Genomic DNA, 3,311 nt, shown 5'->3' with positions numbered 1-3,311 from the left:
TCTAATAATGAAATGAGTAAACCAGATGGTGAAAAATTAAGATTTACTTTTGCAGGAAGTATTTACTTTGATAGAATGAAGGAATTAGGTTTTTATAGTACAGATAGTAATGTTGCGTTAGAAAGAGTTAGAAATGCTAGTTTAGAAGGACTATATGATAAAAAAGTAATAGGGTAGTATAAAAGGTGTAGCTCTTGCTGCACCTTTTATATATAAAAGCTTTCTATTAAATTAGGTAAATAATATTCTTTTAATTTTAAATATTCATCTTTTGTTAATTCAAACCTATGACATGTATTTCCAGAAGCTTTAGTCTTAAAAGTATTAATATATTTAAATCCTAAATTTTCAAGAGATTTAGGTGTATACTTATTTTTTGCATAAGTTAAAGCAATAAGCTTATCTAAATTTAAAAGCTCAAAACCAGTTATAAGCGTAATCACAGTTAATTCAGTAGCGAAATTATGACCCCAGTACTTAGGATTAATACAAATACCTATTTCGGAACTTTTTGAATTAGGGTCAATGTTGTTTAAACCTATATTTCCTATAACTTTATTATCGTGCTTATAGTAGATAGCATAGTTACCTATATTTCCTTTTTTATAATTATTAATAAAAAAAGATTTTATAAAAATTTTAGTCTGAAGAATGTTTTTGTGAGTGCTAAACGATAAATATCTAAGTACTTTTTCTTGGCTAAAGTACTCAAAAAAATCAGGGGCACCCTTAAGTGTAGCAGGTCTAAGTATAAACTTGGGAGTTTCGATGATTTTCATCTGAGGATATTTTGAATCTGAAATCTTATATCAAAATAAATAGTCCATATCTTTAAACTCTTCATTTATATTTTCTATTTTATATATATGAAATATTTATAAAAAGGTTAATTAAACTAAATACACTAAATAATTACATAAAAATTATGCATTAGTGTATATAGTAGAGAAGGTTAAAGTATATAGAAATGATAGAGCAGGAATATTGAAAGTAGTAAAAGATAAGATTTGAATAATATATTGTAACAAATATTATAAATGAGAATAGTATATATTATAAATAAATTTATTTATAAATAAAAGAGTATATACTCATTATCTATCTTTTTGTAGCATAGCAAATAGGCAAATAAACTGTAAAATACAGCTAGAAAGAAAGTTGAGAACCAAACTACACTAATTATATATGTATATATATCTTACTAAAACTACTACCTGTAGTAAAAAATGAAAAATAAGCTATTTAATGAGTAGCTACAAAAAGATAGTGAAAAAGCTAGGATTGTTTCCTAGCTTTTTATTGTAACAACAACTATCTCAAAATAGAAATTAATATCGTTTTAATATAAATAGTTTTTCATCAGTATTTAAATATGACGTATTGAATTTTTTATACCATATCTTTCAATTTTTGAACCTAAAACAATTCTACATAGATTCATTCCTAGATTTACAATTTTTATGTATAATTATTTATTTTAATTATTGGATATAAATTAATTTAGCAACTAAAGAAATTAGAATAAATGACGTATATTATTAAATAAAACTTTGAGATAAGTAACTTTACTAATTAAAAGGTATATCATATAATAAAAAATATATGTAATAATTTGGAAAGGAGATATGGGTATGAAAGGTAAAATAGCATTAGCAACATTGGCAATGATACCTATGACAGCTAATAATGCATATGCATCGAATATAGGTACAGTGACAGCATCTTCTTTAAATGTAAGAAGTGGACCTAGTACAAGTTATACAGTAGTAACAACTGTAAAGAAAAATGATAAAGTTAATATATTACAATCATCTAATGGATGGTATAAAATAGAGACTTCATCAGGTAAGCAAGGATGGGTGTCATCTTCATATATATCAGCATCAAATAGCAATACAAATAATAGTACTAATAATAATACACAATCAAATATAGCTATAGTAAACACGGATGGACTAAACTTTAGAAATGGTGCAGGGACAAGTTATAGTATAATAAAGGTTTTAAATAAAGGCGAAAAAGTAGAGGTAATATCAGAAAGTAACGGATGGTCAAAAGTAAAGCATGATTCAAGATTAGGTTATGTTGCAAGTCAATATATAGATAAAGCTACTACAAATTATACAATAAAGGAAGTAAATACAGATGGATTAAATGTAAGAACGGGTCCATCAACAAGTTATGCAACCATAGGAAAGTTAAACAAAGGGACTAGAGTAGAAGTAATATCAGAAAGTGCTGGATGGTCAAAAATTAACTATAATAATAAAACTGCATATGTATCGAGTGGATATCTAAAGGCAGTATCAACAAGCACACCAGATACAAAACCAGAAGATACAACACAACAATACAAGGAAATAAAAGTAGTAAATACAGATGGATTAAATGTAAGAAAAGGACCATCAACAAGTTATGAGTCAATAGGAAAGATAGATAAAGGAACGAGCGTAGAAGTAATATCAGAAAGTGATGGATGGTCAAAAATAAATTACAAAAATACAACTGCATATGTTGCAACAAGGTATTTAGACAAAATAAGTAGTAATGAGCAAGTACCACCTGTAGTAGGTGGAGAGAGTACGGAAAATGTAAGTGGAGCAACTATATACTACAAAGCGCTAAATTATACACTTCAAAACCATATAGATGCTCAGTATAAAAAAGCATTAGAGGGTGGTAATGTTATATCATCAAGTATATCAAGAATGAGTGAAGAATTGACTACTTCTATGCCACAGAGTAGAGCCTTTGTAACTCCTAGTAAAGCTGATTTAGAATACTACCTAAATCCAAAAAACTTTACAAATAGTGACAAAGGTATGATGCAATTTTTAAGACTTGATACATATAAAGGTGGAATAACGGAGAGTGAATTAAACTCGTATTTAAATTCATTACCAAAAGTAAATGGTAAAAATACAGTATTTTATAATCAAGGTAAAGCATTTATAAATGCAGCTCAAAAATATGATATAGATTTAGTATACTTAGTTTCTCATGCTATGTGGGAAACAGGATATGGAAAATCAGTACTTGCTCAAGGACAAACCATAACGAGCTATAAGGGTAAACCTCTAGATAAACCAGTTACTGTATATAATTTCTTTGGAATCGGTGCAATAGATAAGAGTGCAAATGTTTCAGGTGCAGAAGCATCATATTCTAATGGATGGACTAGTATTGAAAAAACTATAGAGGGGTCAGCTAAATGGATAAGTGCTAACTATATAAATAGTTCAAAGTACAACCAAAATACTATATATAAAATGAAGTTTAACTATGATTACATTTGGCATCAATATGCAACA

The 3,311-nt window shown here is 27.5% G+C and carries 2 protein-coding genes; one reads left to right on the top strand and one right to left on the bottom strand.

Annotation, left to right across the window (positions count from 1 at the left end):
* Positions 1 to 206: 206 nt before the first annotated feature.
* A complete protein-coding gene (locus tag Q5F54_RS12155) occupies positions 207 to 779 on the bottom strand; it encodes a GNAT family N-acetyltransferase (protein ID WP_281538579.1) in 573 nt (190 codons plus the stop codon).
* 852 nt (positions 780 to 1,631) lie between these two features.
* On the opposite strand from Q5F54_RS12155, the gene Q5F54_RS12150 reads away from it, so the two are divergent.
* A partial coding sequence (locus tag Q5F54_RS12150) for an SH3 domain-containing protein (protein WP_302334507.1) occupies positions 1,632 to 3,311 on the top strand: 1,680 nt, incomplete at its 3' end.

The sequence above is a fragment of the uncultured Romboutsia sp. genome (assembly GCF_958366745.1).
Taxonomy (GTDB): Bacteria; Bacillota; Clostridia; order Peptostreptococcales; family Peptostreptococcaceae; genus Romboutsia; species Romboutsia timonensis.
Note: the sequence above shows the minus strand (reverse complement) of the source record. Positions and strands in the feature narration are given on the sequence as shown.